Origin of the sequence: Candidatus Xianfuyuplasma coldseepsis, assembly GCF_014023125.1 — a bacterium.
GTDB classification, from domain to species: Bacteria; Bacillota_I; Bacilli_A; order Izemoplasmatales; family Izemoplasmataceae; genus Xianfuyuplasma; species Xianfuyuplasma coldseepsis.
In genome coordinates this window covers 594731-611107 of the sequence record NZ_CP048914.1, presented here as the reverse complement: position 1 = coordinate 611107, position 16377 = coordinate 594731, and the positions used below count along the sequence as shown (strand labels likewise).

Annotated in this window: 14 protein-coding genes and 1 other annotated feature; of the genes, 6 read left to right on the top strand and 8 right to left on the bottom strand. The window is 37.9% G+C overall.

Annotation, left to right across the window (positions count from 1 at the left end; genetic code table 11):
• The first annotated feature begins 3 nt into the window (after positions 1-3).
• The gene (locus G4Z02_RS02830; protein WP_258878351.1) at positions 4-903 is read left to right on the top strand and encodes a tyrosine recombinase; all 900 of its coding nucleotides are present in this window, start codon (positions 4-6) and stop codon (positions 901-903) included.
• Positions 900-1424, top strand: a complete 525-nt coding sequence (locus G4Z02_RS02825; RefSeq protein ID WP_258878350.1) for a GNAT family N-acetyltransferase — start codon at positions 900-902, stop codon at positions 1422-1424. Before G4Z02_RS02830 ends, G4Z02_RS02825 begins: the two co-directional genes overlap by 4 nt.
• A 14-nt stretch (positions 1425-1438) precedes the next feature.
• On the opposite strand, the gene asnB is transcribed toward G4Z02_RS02825, so the two are convergent.
• From asnB to G4Z02_RS02795, 6 genes are all read right to left on the bottom strand, one after another.
• A complete protein-coding gene (asnB, locus tag G4Z02_RS02820) occupies positions 1439-3004 on the bottom strand; it encodes an asparagine synthase B (RefSeq protein WP_258878349.1) in 1566 nt (521 codons plus the stop codon).
• A 48-nt stretch (positions 3005-3052) separates the two neighbouring features.
• Positions 3053-3293, bottom strand: a binding site (T-box leader).
• Positions 3290-3997 carry an ABC transporter ATP-binding protein gene (locus tag G4Z02_RS02815; protein WP_258878348.1) on the bottom strand — a complete coding sequence of 236 codons (708 nt, stop codon included), beginning with the start codon at positions 3995-3997 and terminating at the stop codon, positions 3290-3292. (Overlaps the previous feature by 4 nt.)
• Before the next feature lie 2 nt (positions 3998-3999).
• The gene (locus G4Z02_RS02810; RefSeq protein WP_258878347.1) at positions 4000-4758 is read right to left on the bottom strand and encodes an ABC transporter ATP-binding protein; all 759 of its coding nucleotides are present in this window, start codon (positions 4756-4758) and stop codon (positions 4000-4002) included.
• A gap of 14 nt (positions 4759-4772) precedes the next feature.
• Positions 4773-5789, bottom strand: a complete 1017-nt coding sequence (locus G4Z02_RS02805; RefSeq protein ID WP_258878346.1) for a branched-chain amino acid ABC transporter permease — start codon at positions 5787-5789, stop codon at positions 4773-4775.
• Positions 5790-5791: 2 nt separating this feature from the next.
• Positions 5792-6679 carry a branched-chain amino acid ABC transporter permease gene (locus tag G4Z02_RS02800; protein ID WP_258878345.1) on the bottom strand — a complete coding sequence of 296 codons (888 nt, stop codon included), beginning with the start codon at positions 6677-6679 and terminating at the stop codon, positions 5792-5794.
• Positions 6680-6741: 62 nt separating this feature from the next.
• Positions 6742-7866: an ABC transporter substrate-binding protein gene (locus G4Z02_RS02795; RefSeq protein WP_258878344.1), complete on the bottom strand. Its 1125-nt coding sequence runs from the start codon at positions 7864-7866 to the stop codon at positions 6742-6744.
• Positions 7867-8071: 205 nt separating this feature from the next.
• Here G4Z02_RS02795 and G4Z02_RS02790 point away from each other — a divergent pair, with 205 nt between their 5' ends.
• Positions 8072-8731: an HAD family hydrolase gene (locus G4Z02_RS02790; RefSeq protein ID WP_258878343.1), complete on the top strand. Its 660-nt coding sequence runs from the start codon at positions 8072-8074 to the stop codon at positions 8729-8731.
• A gap of 31 nt (positions 8732-8762) precedes the next feature.
• Here G4Z02_RS02790 and G4Z02_RS02785 read toward each other — a convergent pair whose 3' ends face one another.
• Together G4Z02_RS02785 and fabV are read right to left on the bottom strand one after the other, a co-directional pair.
• Entirely contained in the window at positions 8763-12359 is a 3597-nt protein-coding gene (locus G4Z02_RS02785) for a hypothetical protein (protein WP_258878342.1), read from the bottom strand.
• 162 nt (positions 12360-12521) lie between these two features.
• On the bottom strand, positions 12522-13730 hold the full coding sequence (gene fabV, locus G4Z02_RS02780) for an enoyl-ACP reductase FabV (RefSeq protein WP_258878341.1): 1209 nt from the start codon (positions 13728-13730) through the stop codon (positions 12522-12524).
• A gap of 136 nt (positions 13731-13866) precedes the next feature.
• Here fabV and G4Z02_RS02775 point away from each other — a divergent pair, with 136 nt between their 5' ends.
• The 3 genes from G4Z02_RS02775 to G4Z02_RS02765 all read left to right on the top strand — a co-directional run bounded on the left by G4Z02_RS02775 (position 13867) and on the right by G4Z02_RS02765 (position 16355).
• Positions 13867-14745 carry a hypothetical protein gene (locus G4Z02_RS02775; RefSeq protein WP_258878340.1) on the top strand — a complete coding sequence of 293 codons (879 nt, stop codon included), beginning with the start codon at positions 13867-13869 and terminating at the stop codon, positions 14743-14745.
• The gene (gene rlmH / locus G4Z02_RS02770; RefSeq protein WP_258878339.1) at positions 14742-15221 is read left to right on the top strand and encodes a 23S rRNA (pseudouridine(1915)-N(3))-methyltransferase RlmH; all 480 of its coding nucleotides are present in this window, start codon (positions 14742-14744) and stop codon (positions 15219-15221) included. Before G4Z02_RS02775 ends, rlmH begins: the two co-directional genes overlap by 4 nt.
• Before the next feature lie 273 nt (positions 15222-15494).
• Positions 15495-16355, top strand: coding sequence for a hypothetical protein (locus tag G4Z02_RS02765; protein WP_258878338.1), 861 nt, complete (start codon positions 15495-15497; stop codon positions 16353-16355).
• Positions 16356-16377 lie beyond the last annotated feature (22 nt).

Genomic DNA, 16377 nt, shown 5'->3' with positions numbered 1-16377 from the left:
TTTGTGGACAATCAAACCATTATTGAATCCTTCACTGATTATTTAGAAGGAGAACGAAACTACAGTACGCATACGTTAACATCCTATCTCACGGATATTGATCACTTACTGCAGTTTCTAAAAAATGAGAACTTTGGTGATTTGGAGCATGTCTCGCCCCGAATTGCTCGTTTTTACACGGCAACTCTCCACGAACACTATCAACCCAAATCCATCGCTCGAAAAATATCGAGTTTACGAACGCTGTATCAATTTCTACAAGGTGAAGAATGGATAAATGAAAACCCATTTATGGATATTGAGTTACCCAAAGCAGGCAAAAAACTACCACGATTTATCTATCCCGACGAAATCGAAGCACTGTTCCAATCCATTGATACATCCACTGTTTTAGGAAGACGTAACTACCTCATCTTAGAGTTTCTATATGGTACCGGATGTCGAGTTCAGGAGTTGTGTGATGTCAAATTAAGTGACATTGATTACTTCCAAGATGTAGTGTTACTCCATGGAAAAGGATCAAAAGATCGTCTTGTACCACTGCACAAACGTTTGATTGATCAACTCACTGACTATGTATTAACTACGCGTAAAGACCTACTTAAGAAAGAACATAATCCGTATCTGATTCTCAATCATCGTGGTAAACCAATTACCCCTAGAGGGGTTCGGATGATTATTCACAAGATATTACTAGAATCCGGTGAGAACCTTAATCTTTCGCCACACACCTTACGCCATACCTTCGCAACTCATTTATTAAACAATGGGGCGGATCTCCGCAGTGTCCAGGAATTACTCGGTCATGAGCATTTATCCAGTACCCAAATCTATACGAAAGTGTCCAAGGAGACCTTAAAAGAATCGTATATGAAGGCCCATCCTCGAGCAAAACGAAAATGACAATTGAAACCAAACGATTATACATTGTGCCGTCAACCATGAAGGATACCGCTGATATCCTTAAAATCTTATCCGATGAAGAGACGATGAAGTTCTTCGTCGAAGGAACCTATGTTCAAGAACAAGTTGAAGGAATTTTGATGAAGAACGAACAAAAAGTAGAACATTATTCCATTGTCTTAAAAGAGACCAATAAAGTTATTGGGAAGATTAGTTTCCATCCGTGGTTCATGAAACGAACATATGAAATGGGTTGGATCATGAACAAAGACTTCACCAATCAAGGTTACATGTCTGAAGCAACAAAAGCCGTGCTGAAATACGGTTTTGATACCCTTAAACTGCATCGAATCATCGCCACATGTCAACCGGAAAACATCCCATCTAAGCGCTTATGTGAGAAATTAGGGATGCGTCTTGAAGGAACCTTTAGACAATGTATCTATGTCAAAGACAATGAGTGGTGGGATGAGTTATTCTATGCCATATTATCCGACGAATATAAAAAAGAAATGAGATGATCTCATTTCTTTTTTTACTTACCGCTATCCCCATAGTTGGCGAGTACCCGAGCACTCGGATCGTTCACGTCACAACCATCCCACTCTTTATTTGGCATCCAGTAACCGGGAATCAAATGACCATGACTAGGATAGTACATTTCAAAAATTTCCCGATAGAGTAAGGCCTCTTTACTAATAAGTTCTGGAGTAAAGTGTTTCTTTTTGATATTAAAGTCTTTATCACTGTACGACTGTTCAGCGAACGCTTTCAGTTCATCAACCAAACTATGTCCAACCGCATCACTAAATGCGGCTTTTTCACGATATACAATATCACGTGGTAGCCACGATACTTCAAAGGCTTTACGTAAAAGGTATTTTCCCATTTTGTATTTGTTCATTTTATATAGAGGTGATATCCGTAAAACATACTGAACAAAAGCAAGATCAGCAAATGGTACTCGAGCTTCTAAACTATTTGCAGCAAGACATCGATCTGCCCGAAGGACATCGTATTGATAGAGTTCTCTAATACGTTTTAAGCTCTCGTCTTGAAACGCTTTAGGCGTAGGAGCAAAGTCGGTGTATTTGTACCCGAATAACTCATCACTTACTTCGCCCGTTTGAAGGACTTTTATATCTGTATGTTTATGGATGTAGGAACTGAGTAAATACATCCCCATACTGGCCCGTATTGTCGTGATATCATACGTCTCAAGAGCATAGATAACCTCTTTTAAAGAAGATAGAACATCCTCTTTTGTGATTCGTACTTCAGTATGATCACTACCAATATACTGTGCAACTTGCGCTGCGTATTTCAAATCAATCGGATCGGTATCCATACCGATGGCAAAGGTTCTAATTGGTTGTTTGACGTATTTTTGAGCGATTGCACAAACAATACTTGAATCCAGCCCTCCACTTAATAAGAATCCCATCGGCGCATCACTATCCAAACGCTTTGTCACACCAGTAATCAGTTTTTCACGGATATGTTTGATGATGTCTTCAAATGGTTCTTCGTGGAAATCTGTCACCTCATCAATTGTGTGGTATTTGACAAATGCACCATCAATATAATAGTGTCCGGGAGGGAACGGATGGACCTTATCAACGATGTCGATTAATGCTTTGGCCTCACTGGCAAAGATAATCTTATTATCGTCTTTATGATACCCGTAGAAGAGCGGACGGATACCAATTGGATCTCGTCCAGCAATGATGAGACTGTGTTGTTGATCATACAGCACGACGGCAAATTCAGCATCAAGCATCGCAAACATCTCTACCCCAAATTCTTGATATAGCGGAAGAAGAACTTCACAATCGCTTTCGCTTTGATAGGGATACGATGGGTATTGGGATCTGATGCTTTTGTAGTTGTAGATTTCGGCATTTGCAACTAGTGTAATACCATCTTTGGTAAAAGGTTGCATCCCAGTAGGGTCCAAATCCATAATCGCTAGACGATGAAACCCGAATTGGATTGTATCAACGTGGTGTATTTCTACTTGATCTGGACCTCGTTTTTGTAAGGTTATGTGTTTGGTTAGTGCGTCTGTTTTTGGTGAAGTTGAAACAATAATTCCACACATGTTATTCATCTCCTTTAAATAAGTATAAAAAAAGCAGTATTGTCCCCTTGCAGGGACGAATACTGCTTTACAGTTTCCGCGGTGCCACCCAGTTTGCCATATTGGCCACTTTGTTTCTTTCAATCAAAAGAATGTAGTGTGATAACGGTCTACAATCCGGCCGATTCTACTATTATTTCAAATGGCAACTCCTAGGGGTTATACAATCACGTCTTTTTGTCCGGCTTCCACCATCCCGAATTCGCTTGAAACAGGGGCGCAATGTACCTATCCTATTCTTCGTTATTAAGCGCTTAAATAAGCTTCTTTTACTTTTTCATCATTCAGTAAATCTGTGGCTTTTCCTTGGGCAATGATTTTACCAGTTTCCAACACATATCCATAATCGGATACATGCAGTGCGCGATTGGCATTTTGTTCAACAAGTAAAATCGTTGTACCTGCTCTATGAATATCATCGATGATACTAAATATCTCATCAACCAGAATTGGAGCCAGACCCATTGATGGTTCATCCAGAAGTAATATTTTTGGATGACTCATTAAGGCTCTTCCCATGGCAAGCATTTGTTGCTCACCACCACTTAGTGTACCAGCCGTTTGATTGGTACGCTCTTTTAATCTAGGAAAGCGCATATAGACAGTCTCTAAATCCTTCGCAATTGCTTCTTTATCTTTGCGATAATATGCGCCCATTTGAAGGTTCTCTAAGACAGTTAAGTCAGGAAAGACCCGTCGACCTTCAGGGACTTGAGAAATTCCCATTTTGACAATTTGATGAGGTTGATAATCACTCATTGAGTTACCGAGAAACAGAATCTCACCCTCGGTTTGATTTAGAATTTGTGATATCGTTTTTAATATGGTTGTCTTACCGGCTCCATTAGAACCAATTAAGGTGACAATTTTTCCTTCTTCAACATTGAAACTAACACCTTTAATGGCATGTATCACGCCATAATGAACATGAAGGTTTTTAACTTCTAATAACATACTTATTCTCCTAAATATGCCTTGATGACATCTGGATTTTTACGAATTTCAGTAGGTGTACCCTTGGCAATAATCTTACCATAGTCGATGACCACAATGCGTTCACAAATTCCCATTACAAGTTTCATATCATGTTCAATGAGTAGTACTGAAATCTCAAAGCGATCTTTGATTAGCTTAATTGTTTCCATTAGTTCATCTGTTTCCTGGGGATTCATACCAGCAGCTGGTTCATCCAGTAATAAGATTTTCGGCTGCGTTGCAAGTGCACGTGCGATTTCTAACTTGCGTTGCTTACCATAGGGTAAATTCATCGCAAGTTCATCGGCATATCCTTCTAGTTCAAACACTTTTAATAAATCAAAAGACACTTGATCAGCTTTTTCTTCTTCGCTACGATATCGTTTTGTCTTAAAGATGCTATCAAATATGTTGTAGTTCATGTGATTATGATAGGCGACTTTTATATTCTCTAACACTGTCATATTTTTAAACAGACGAATGTTTTGAAAAGTTCGACTGCTACCGAGCATGACAATCTCATTTGGTTTTTTCCCATTGGTTAATTGGCTGTTTAAATGGATTGTTCCTTCGGTAGGGATATAAACACCTGTCAACATGTTGAAAACAGTCGTTTTACCAGCACCATTTGGACCAATTAATCCTACTAACTCATTATCATGAATGGTGATGTCAAACGCATCAACGGCTTTAAGTCCACCGAAGTGGATACTTAAATCTTTTACTTCCAATACAGGCATATGATATCCTCCTTTCAATCAAGATTCATCGATGAATCTATTAGCTTACGTCGTTTCTTAAATGAGAATATTTCTCGTTTTCCCATTAATCCTTGTGGACGATATAACATAATGATAATCAGTAGTGATGAATATGTCAAATATCGATACTGATCAAAATCACGTAATAACTCAGGAACAAATATTAAGATAAAGGCACTAATCATTGTACCGGATAAACTACCCATTCCACCGAGAACTACAACAACAAATATTTCAACGGAACGAATAAAGTCAAAAGATTGCGGATATAGAATCGCTTCTTTAAAGGCAAACATCGATCCTCCAACACCTGCAAACATCGATGCAACAATAAAGCCGAGTAATTTGAACCTGGTAATATTAATTCCGACGTTTTCACTAGCTATTTCATCTTCACGGATGGAAATGATTGCGCGACCATGACGAGAATTAATAAACATATAGATAATGGTTACCACAATCACTGTGGTGAGCAATGCCATCGGAAATGTCATCAATCGAGGAATTCCTTTCAAACCAAAGGTCCCTCCAGTGAATTCTACGTTACGGATAATTAAACGAACGATTTCACCGAACCCTAAGGTCATGATTCCTAAATAATCCCCACGTAATCGTAGTGCAGGAGTCCCCACGAGTAATCCTGCGATACCTGCGGTAATCATGGCTCCGATTGAGCTAATGAAAAAGATTAAATAATCGCTACCAATATGATCCTTAATTTGTATTGCTATTAATCCAGCCGTATAGGCACCTATTGCCATAAATCCTGCGTGACCTAGTACCAACTGTCCTAAGAATCCTGTGGCAATATTTAGACTTGCTGCTAGGACAATCATAATCATAACACTGATTAATAAAAACGTATAATAACGGTTTAATGTTCCAGTTGCGATCAAAATCGATACAACAGCGTAGAATCCAAAGACAATCGCAAAAATCATCCACCGTTCAACGACAACTTTTTTGGTTTCTGTGAAGGCATTTAATAATGCTTGTTTAATGGCATTCATTTTTACACCTTCTCTTTTTTGTTTTTACCAAGCAATCCAGTTGGCTTAAACAATAAGATAATGATTAATAAGGCAAACGCAATTGCATCGGTCCATTCACCAGTTGTGTATGCTTTGGTTAAGTTTTCAATAATACCAATTACATAGCCACCAATCATCGCACCTGTAATATTTCCAATACCACCAAAAACAGCAGCAATAAAGGCTTTTAGACCAGGCATTACTCCCATAGTTGGATACACTTGTCCGTATGTCATGGCATAGAAAATACCACCTAATGCCCCTAGGGCACTCCCGATTGCAAATGTTAAAGATATAATCGTATTCACATTAATTCCCATTAGCAATGCCGCTTCTTTATCTTGCGATACGGCACGCATGGCTTTACCGGGTTTTGTTGTGTGAATAAAAATCCGTAATATAATCATGAATGTGATCGAAAGTCCAATTGTTACCAAGGTTAATCGTGAAACCTCGAATCCAAAGATACTAACGGGTTCTATAGATACAAGAGGTTCCATTTTTCGTTTTTCTGATCCCCATATCAACAATGCAAGATTTTGGAGAAACAAACTCATACCAATCGCCGTAATTAATGCGGATATTCGTGGCGCTTTGCGTAATTTTTTATACGCTAGACGCTCAATGACAATTCCCATTAACGCTGCGAACGACATCGATAGAAGAATAATTACAAAAAATGGTAGTTCCAATATGTTAAATGAATAGGCAAATAAAAACGCAAAATAAGCACCAAACATCATTACTTCACCATGTGCAAAGTTAATTAATTTGATGATACCATACACCATTGTATAACCAACAGCGATTAAAGCATAAATACTACCTGTACTTAATCCGTTTATGATTTGCCGAATAAATAGTTCCATGATGTCACCTCTAATCAAGTGTAAGATAGGGAAGATCTCTCTTCCCTATCAATAATTATCTCTTATGGGTTAACTTTTTTAATAAATGTAAAGTCACCGGATGTAACTTGTAGGATTGTGATTGATTTAACAGGGTCACCATCGTCATTAAAGGTAATTGGTAGATCTGATGTAACTGCACCAGCGTACGATACTGCGCTCAATGCTGCGATAACATCAGCGGAATCCGTAGATCCTGCATCTTCCATAGCTTGTGCCATAACATATACAGCATCATATGCAAGAGCTGCCAAGGCATTTGGTGTTGAACCATATGCTGCTTCATATGCTGCTACAAAATCAACAACCGCATCAGCAGTATCGGATTTTGAGTAATGGTTTGTGAAATAGTTGCCCTCTGCTTCATCCGCATAATCGGCTTCAATTCCATCCCATCCATCTCCACCGATAAATGGAATGTCAATTCCTAACTCATCTGCTTTTTGAAGGATTGGTCCAATTTCAGCTACATAGGCAGGTAAGAATACTACATCGTAGTCTCCTGCTTCAATGTTGGTTAGTTGTGCACTAAAATCAACATCTGTTGCACTAAACTCATATTCATCGTATGCCAATGAACGAGCATCGAACTCAGCCTTGAATGCATCGGCTAGACCGGCACTGTATGGATCATCACTGTTAAACATAACAGCTGCTTTTGTAGCACTTAAATCTTCTGCAGCAAATACTGCAGCAACACTACCTTGGAAACTATCGTTGTAACATACACGGAATACATTGTCTGCTTCGAGTGTAATGTCATCACGAGTAGCAGTAGGTGATAATACGGGTAGTCCATCAGCAATGGCTAAATCTTTTAAACCATCGGTTACTCCACTGAAAGTCCCACCAATTAACGCATCAATTTCATCGTTATCAACTAATTTTCTATACGCGTTAACACCGGTTTCGGCGTCTCCCTCACTATCTTCAGCAAATATTACTAAGTCCATTCCTAATACTCCCCCAGCTGCGTTGATTTCATCTGCGGCTAGTTTTGCTCCATTTTCAACAGCTTCTCCATAGAATGAATAGGCTCCAGTAAGTGGTCCAATTACCCCCAACTTAACTGTGTCTTCCTCACTCTTACAAGCACTTAGTGAAAATGCAAGTACAAACGTTGCGAGTAAAACAAGTACTTTCTTCATAAATCTCTCCTCTTTCGTAAAAAATAATTTTGTAAAAATAATACTATACCTAATTAAAGTAAACAACCCCATTTAAATATGAAAACGATTACATTTAATGAAAATGTTTTCATACACACTAAATTTCAACAACTTGTAGTTGTTATACAAAATAATTATAAATACGAACACTTTATGTTATAATGACGCTATCGGAGGGATTCCTATGAAACTTGCAATTTATGATTTTGATGGAACCTATGTTCACATCCAAACACTCCCATTTCTCTATAAATTATGGAAATCAATGAAAATCAATCAAAAAACTCATCGTTGCATCTGGTCAAAAATAACAATAACGTATCTGTTTCATAAACTTCATTTATGTGGTTTTGACAAGGCGACATTTCGTAGTCATGCAATGGCTTTAACTGCTGATTTATTTTCATCGGTAGATGAAGAAACATTAAACGCATTTCTCCAGAGTTTTCATGATCAAGTACAACCGTTTATATCGAGTGATATTAAAAACCAACTGAAACAAGATAAACAGGAAGGGTATCACACCGTACTTTTATCTGGGAACTTCACAAATATCTTACAACCGTTTCTAACGGATGGTTTTGATACCGTTCTTGGTACCTCATGGATTATAGATGGAAAACGACTAACATCAAAAGAAGTGGACATCATCATTCATAATAAAAAAAGAGAACTCATTGAATCCTCTTTTATAGATGTTGATTACAACAACAGCAAATCCTATGCGGATAGTCATTATGATCTACCCATCTTAGAACTTGTCGGAGAACCCGTGTGCGTAAATCCAGATAAGGAACTACAAACAATCGCTACATCTCGCAATTATAGAATTTGGAAGATATAAAAAACACAACCGCGAGGTTGTGTTTTATTTTTTAACGTTTAACGTCTGCTTTTTCGATACCCATTAACAGTCCCATTTCCGTATAGACAAACTGAACACGGAAGGACTCTGTAACGGTCTCTTGATCTGGTAGTGTAACGGTATAGGTTACGGTGAAGAATGGATCAACCGTGATATCATCGGGTGCATCGATTCGTTCAAAGACAAATACAGCTCCACCATTTCCATTTGCTCGGTAACTCAATAAGGACTCCGGAGCCATCCAATCAGTAAACATTGCTGCGATCATATCATCACTGAATGTAGGATCATTTAACAATACGAAGAACTCTTCGACAAACGGATTCAGAATATCTAAATTGTGTTCAAACATCATTGGTGTCACACATGCATAGGGATCGTTGTGACAGTCGTTATTGGGATCGTAGAACTCAAACATCGGCATGCCATCTACCATCCATAAAATAACGGTAACGTTATGTTGTTTGGTAAAGGTTGGTGTCACCATACTATATGCCATATCATAGAAACCGGGAAGATCGCTATTGGGCATTATCGAGGTAAACTCAACGGTTGCCCCTCGTGGGTTATTGGTTTCAAAGTGATCACGTAAGAATTCCGGAGCTTTTCCCATGAAGTAGTGTTGATTGATTTCTTCAAAGGTCATATCCTGATTGACGAAATCTTGAAGGAAACTGACGAATATATCTTGTATGAGTTGTTCGTCATCAACAACCGTCATAAAGTGACATACGTTTGTTGTAAGGATACAGCCATCAGGATCAACACCTTTGTCTCTGAAGTAAGCAATTGAACCATTGTGATAGACACGAGCTGCAATATCACGATGCACAACACCTTCAGCGTGTAAGGAGGATAAGCGGAATAGGAACGTATTGTCATCAAGATGCTCTACTGTATCAATACTCCACATTAATCCCATCGCCAAGTCTTCTTGACGCATGTCTAACATCCAGAAGTAATCGAGATAATACATTTGTAGTACATCATTTGTGATGTCGGGGTTGTTGTATTCTTGTAAGAATAATTCCATGTAGCTTTCGGCCATCATTGGATCTGTAACAATTTCACAGAAATCACCAATCAAATCACAATCGTTATCTTCTCCACCACCATCAAGGATGTATAAAAGTGGTGTTGTTTGATCGATTCGTTTCATGACTTTAACCGGAACAACTTCTCGCATGGTCTCTTCACCGGAAGTCACATCTACGTGGACTAAGAAGTGGCCATATTCATCCAATGGTTCAACCGTGACAACCGTAATCATTAATCCTTTGGTTAAGTCGTCTTGACGTTGTTCGAAGAACCACGTCATATCCATATCACCAAAATAGATGGCCTGTAAATCATCGTTACTGATTTCAGGATTCAAGTAATCTGATACAAAGGCCGTAAAGGTTTCTGTCACAACATTGATATCAGTCTCTATATGCTCATCGATAAGAGCATCCCATTCTGCGGTGAGTAGGTCGGGACGTTTACGTATCCGTCCAGGACGTTTACGTAAAATGATGTCTTCACCAACCGTGCGGGTGTACTCGACTTCAAATGATCCATCTTCATTAAAGTGTACCGTTTGATATGCAAATACTGCACCATCTGCAAGATCCATATCCCGTTTTACTGCGAAATCTTCGGTTAACATACCACCTAAGTACATATCAGCAAAGTCTTGATTGCTTATTGTTGGATTACCGTAGTCATTGAAGTATGCTTTGAGGAAATCAATCGCTTCTAATCCCATCGCAAATTCGTCATAGGGATTTCCCCATTCGACAACAAATGCACTGGTTTCATAACGAATTCGTCCAGGTCGTTTCCGGATCCAATAGTCAGTTCCGGCCGTACGTGAAAATTCAGCCTCAAACGTACCATCATCAAAGAAGTTGACATTCAATAATTCATATACTGCACCCTCGGCCAAATCTTGAGTCCGCATGTCAGCGAACATATCATCTACCATATTGTTGAAATAATACATCGCAAAGGTTTCATTATCGATGTCTGGATTGCTATAATCATTGAAGTAGGCTTCTAAGAGTAGTTTGGCTTCATCACCAACAAGTGAATCACCATTTTCACAAACATCTTCGATATTGTCACAATCCTCATCAATTCCTTCATCAAATTCTAGATAGAGTGCCATTTCAATTCGATTTACACGCACTTCAATTGTCTCTGTACGTTTTACTCCATTCTCATCAAATTCGAGAACGACCGTAAACTTGTTGTCTTCCATTGGTGTAGCAGATAGTAATGAAATTATCACACCACTTGTTTGATCTTCTTGACGACTCATACCGAAATCGAATAGTGTGGCTTCCATAAAGTATTTCATCTCAAGATCTGCATCACTCATTGTAGTATCAAAGTAATCGAGAATGAATTGATTGAATAACGATGTGAACTCTTCGGTTGTTACTGGAGCATCACAGTCGTCATCAATACCATCACAATCATCATCTGTGTCATCAAACTCTAAATAGAGTGCCATGTCAATCCGATTCACTCGAACTTCAATCGTTTCCGTCCGTTTTGTTCCATCTTCTGTAAATTCAAGAGTGACGTCGTATTTGTTGTTTTCTTTCATCATGGTTGATACAACTGTAATTTGTAATCCATTGGTTAAATCGTCTTGGCGACTCATACCAAAGTCACTGAGCATGTTATTCATAAAATACATCATCTCTAGATCTACATCACTGATGGTAAAATCTAAATAATCAGCAATGAAATCATCGAGTAACGTATTAAACTCTTTTGTGGTAACCGGATCGTCAACGACACATTCATCATCAATGCCATCACAGTCATCATCAATATCATCAAACTCTAAGACAAGTGCCATCTCAATGCGGTTAACGCGAACGGCGACTTCTTCTGTCCGTTGTGATCCGTTCTCATCAAATTCTAGCGTTACTTTATAGTAGTTCGGTTCAATTAGGTCACTGGATACATAAGTGATGACGACGCCACTGGTTTGCGTTTCGGTACGATCCTTAGCAAAATCTGAATCGGGCGCTGTTTCGAAATAACTTGCAACGAGCGCTTCAGTGGTAATCGCTGTATTCAAATAATCACTAATAAATTGTTTGAAGAAATTTTCAAACTCCGTCGCACCCACATCCGCGGGTAGTGTCGGATCATCAATAACGGTCGTCATAAACGATGTAACACGCATGTTTCCATCGACATCACCAATCGTCATCTGTACTTCCATAAATGAAGTTTCCCCAGTCGATCCTTTAAAGGTATAGGTGTCTCCGGTTTGCTCAAATGTTAGTACTGTAAATGAGGTGACACCTTCTGGTAATAAGGTTCCCGCTTTACAAGCATCGATTAAATCCGTATTGGTGATGGAAAATACCGTGTCACACAACTCCGGATCTGCTGCATTTAATGTATTGATGGCATCGATAACGAGTTCTTCGGCAACCGTCTCTGTAATGTCACTTAAATCATCAATCAGACATAATTCATTTGTGGGGTCTTCCCGACATAATTCTTCACTAACTTGTTCCACTACACTTTGTGGAATTAAATCACAACCAGATAGTGTGAATCCTGTCAATAATACAATTCCCAGTAAAACTATTCGTTTCATTCTTGTCTCTCCTTTATTTATACAAATTCTAAATATCTATACTTTTATTATAAGACCTATTTGTGAATATCTAGTGAATTGTCCGTATGATTCTAATTAAGAAAGGAAACTTCTAAATAAGTTTCGTATTCGAACAAAAAAAACACAACCGCAGTTGTGTTTTTAGATTTGTAAGTCTTTTGGAACGTATTTTGTGACATATTCATCGATATCAACATCGGCCTCATAATCAATGGAATCAATATTAAATCCATTGATTTGGAAGAACTCATGAATGAAATCTTTGGTACCTTGTAAAGAGAAGAGGTTCTCTTTTGTAACATGTTCCATTCGATTGGTAACGTCCTCTTGTACCGATGGATCCATTTCCAAGTGATCGAGACGAATTCGTCCTTTGTTGTCTATAATCCGTTGTTCGCCATACACCATATCTTTAAACAAACGATACTTGTGCTCTAAGATGGTTTCATGAATCTTGCGTTCCTTCATCACGTCAAACAAGCAAGCACAGTAGATTGGAAGTTGGGGGATAAATACACTGGCCTTACTCACCACAGCCTTGCTCGATGAGATTAACGCTTCGCCATTGTATTGTTCTTGTAGTTTTTGATTCATTTGATAGGCATGAGCTTCCAAATCTTCCTTGGCCTGTCCCAAACTACCTCTACGGTAGATGTTTTCTGTGGTTGGACCACCAATATAGGTATAAGCAATGGTTTTAAATCCTTGATTTAATACCCCAGCTTCTCCAAATGTATGAACCCAATCAGCCCAATCACTACCACCCATGACATAGACGGTATCCTTCACTTCTTGTTCACTCGCAGGTAGGACTTCTAGTTCATAAGCTGTCATACTCGCGATATCAATTGTGGTTCCAACAACAGGTTCACCAAGGGATTTGATACTTGAACGAACCGTCTCTCCAGTGTTGAAGTTTTTACGTACTCCACTGGCTAAACTATAGACAATCAGATCCAATCCATCAAAGGTGTCTTTAACATAGTTGAGAACTAGTTCCTTGGTCTCGGGACTAAACGCATCCCCTAAGAAATCTTTATGGATATTTCCCGTTTCTTTAGCGAAATGCTGGAAGAACACATTGTTCCAAAAACCTGCGCTTCCCGTCCGTTTTCCGCGTGGAGCGGATTCAAATGATACGTTAACGGTATTGGCGTTTGATCCATAAGCTAAACTAATTCGACTCGCGAGTCCATAACCACTGGATCCGCCGATAATTAAAACATTCTTTGGACCGTCAAATGGCTCCTGTTGTTTCGCTTCGTTAATCTGGTTTTCTAAGGTTATTTTACATCCTTCCGGATGGGCATTGGTAAAGAAATTATTACGTATGGATGGTCTAATAATCATATTAAAACTCCTTAATCCTTTGAATGTCAAACTCTTCTATATTATCATACCACAAAGGCAAAACAATACAACTATTAAATACATTTTAGAATCCCACAACGAGATGATATAATAAAGAGGAGATGGAGGTGGATTTATGAATTCATATACAACCTATGACAGCGTCATTAGTACAATCAACGAACTGCGTGTGGAAATGAATCGAAAAGCGAAAAAGCAGTTCACTTTTAGCTATACAATCATCTTTTTAGTCGTCATTATTCTCAGTATTGTTCTGTATTCCACAGGACTTGAATGGTATGTTCCCATTAGTGTAATGGGATCAAGTATCTTTCTGATGGTATTGATTTATTTTATCGCTGCTACAACGCGCAATAATAAACTAAAAAACGAGTATTTAAATCAAGAGTTGATGAACCTATACAATTCCCAACACGACATGGATTACATTTATGAATACAAAGCAAATGTCGATAAACAATTCAATATCGATATGGGTCTATTTACCAGACATGCGAGTATCAGCTCAAAATTCGTAATCACATCCGGACTTAATAACGATGCAAAATACAACATCTTCCGTTGTACTATGACCACATCGGATGGGAAAAATACAACAACTCATTTTGATGGATTCTATATTCGAATCCCAATCGATAACATCCCACGACAACAACTCCGTAGTAAAGGAAAACCACACATTAAGGGTATCAAAATGACTCGTTTAGGGGAATATGAAGATAAGATATTTGTCCCAGAAGATCAACCTACAACTCATCCAGATTCTATTCTTTACAGCATCTTTCAAGCAATCCCTCGTACATTTGAAACGCACAGTTACTATGTTGCTTCCGATTTGAAAGAAGTGGCTGTCGCCATTTCATTAAAACATAAATTTAAACTACCAAAAGAACTGGATTATCAATCTTTACAAGAGTACAGTGAACCACTATTTGAACTTCTTCGCTTTGCCGATGAAGTTGCCCATCAAATTCTAGAAGGTGAATACGAATGAATATCACAATCATTGCAGTTGGTAAAATAAAAGAGAATTATCTAAATCAAGGAATAGAGGAATATACAAAACGTCTATCCTCTTATGCCAAATTAAATATCATTGAAGTAAAAGATGAAAAAGCCCCAGAGTCTCTTTCCACCAAGGAACAAGACCAGGTGAAAGATAAAGAGGGAGATAAGATCCTCGCAAAAATCCCATCCGATTCCTATGTAATTGCCTTAACCATAAAAGGCCATGCCTTTTCATCAGAAGAACTCGCCAATAAGATTGAAGACATCAAAACCTACAACTCTTCTCATATTACATTCATTATTGGAGGTTCTTTAGGACTATCCAACTCTGTATTACGAAAAACAGACTTAGAGCTATCTTTCTCCTCTTTTACATTCCCTCATCAACTAATGCGTTTGATCCTACTAGAACAACTATATCGTTCCTTTAGAATTAACAACAACGAGCCGTACCATAAGTAATTGCAACTAATGACATGCACATCATAACAAAGCCCTTTCGGGCTTTTTATTTTGGGGCTTCATATGACCTGTTATTTATGTCTAGGTTCGTAAACTATAATTTTGAAGCCGAATCCCGATTAAGACTATCATTTGAGTCTCAGTATACAATTTACTTTCGTGAATAGTAGGAACGAATTTTCTATAGTATAATTAACGTATATAGAATGTAAAACAGATATGGTAAAATAGTTATGAAAAATAAGTTTCAAAGTAGTAGATTGGAGGGGTAATATGAAAATTGAAGAAATCAACTTTGTAAGTAAAATAGTATCATACTTTCGGATGTCTAAAGTTGAAAGAATGATAATGGGAGTTGATAAGGATGGATTCTCGTGGGTAGTGGATAATTGGTTGTCATTGGTTTTATCTGCTGGAGCAGTTGGTATGGCATATTTGTATCTTTTGGAGAAGATTAAGCCAATAGTTTTTGGAATGGTGTTCTTTATATACCTCTTAGTAGTTGTATTAAGTCATAGATATTATAGGATGTATGTTTGTAGAATTAAGGATAGTCTTAAGGATTACATATTAAAAACTTCAAAATTGTTTTGGGATCAAATTGTGAAGCTTTATTTAGAGTCTTTAACCATATACAAAAAGTACAGTGGATTCTGGAATAAAGTCTTATTCTGGTTAATAATGCCTATAGCAAATCTTCTCTTGTATGGATTAGTGTTTGTTGCATACATATTGGTTGTTCCCATCTTTGCTCTAATTGGATTGTTTTTCTTTTTAAACATAAATGAGTTACTTGCAACAATTGTATCTATAGTTGTACTTAGGATTTTTGAAGTAAGTACCTTACACCTAATTGTAGCCTTTATAATTTCAGTACCAATGATTCTGTTTGGAAGAGTTGTGTTTAATAAAGAAGTAAAAGAGATTGGTGATTCATTCACTTCAAGCAAGGATTTTCAAGAAGGAGTTAAAGTTAAGAAAATTACAAAGGATTTAACATTATACAGATCTAACGAGGATAAAGACAGATTTTATGTTAAATACAACAATACAAATCAGATTCAAGAATTTCTTCAAGTTGAGAGATTAGAGGAAATAGTTGAAAAGAGACGTCATTGGTTTAAAAAGAACTGATAGAGAACTCAAAATTACATGA